The organism is Bartonella sp. CE47NXGY (genome assembly GCF_042195415.1).
In the GTDB taxonomy this organism is placed as follows: domain Bacteria; phylum Pseudomonadota; class Alphaproteobacteria; order Rhizobiales; family Rhizobiaceae; genus Bartonella.
In genome coordinates this window covers 1-626 of sequence record NZ_JBHIOI010000257.1, presented here as the reverse complement: position 1 = coordinate 626, position 626 = coordinate 1, and the positions used below count along the sequence as shown (strand labels likewise).

Annotated in this window: 1 protein-coding gene; it reads right to left on the bottom strand. The window is 43.8% G+C overall.

Going from position 1 to position 626, the window contains the following annotated elements; translation table 11 throughout:
• Positions 1-626: major capsid protein (locus tag ACFIL3_RS10970; protein ID WP_375682294.1), on the bottom strand; the 626-nt coding region annotated here is incomplete at both ends.

Sequence of the window (626 nt, the reverse complement as noted above, 5' to 3'; positions counted from 1 at the left end):
ATGTAAAGCGGATAGCTATAGACCTCCGGTTTTACCCATGCATTACGGTCGTGGTCGACGATAAGCATCGTGTAGAGAGGTCTTCCAACCGTGTTGGCAAAATCCAAGCTTTCACCAGGAGCAAAGGTTTTTTGGAATACACCAGGCGCATCAACAGGAAAGAATTGACATTCATCCGGCTTAATGCCTATAGCGCGCTTTGTTCCAGCCTTCGCACTCACATTATAGTTGTGAATACTCCGGTAATTAATGAAAGTCACACCCGCAAAGTCAAAACTACCAAAGCTCCCAGAGCCAATCGAACTTGGTGTTGCAACACCTCCGGCGCTATTGAGTGTCTGTGCTAAGGCTGTGTTTAAATAGGTCTCACGAATTGTTTTATGGTTTTTCAACTTGGAAAAGAATTCATTACCACAAAGCCCAATAATCCGCGAACGATCAGAAAATGCTCCTTTTGAAGCTTCAATCATCCTCATAATGACTTGATCAACATGGTCCGCAACATTGGTTGTCTCATTATTTAATTTAAAATCAATCGGCTTTGGTGGTGCGATTTCCCATTCTTTGTACCAATCGACAATAACAGAGCCATCGGCATCAAGAACCACCCCTTGAACAGCGCCAAG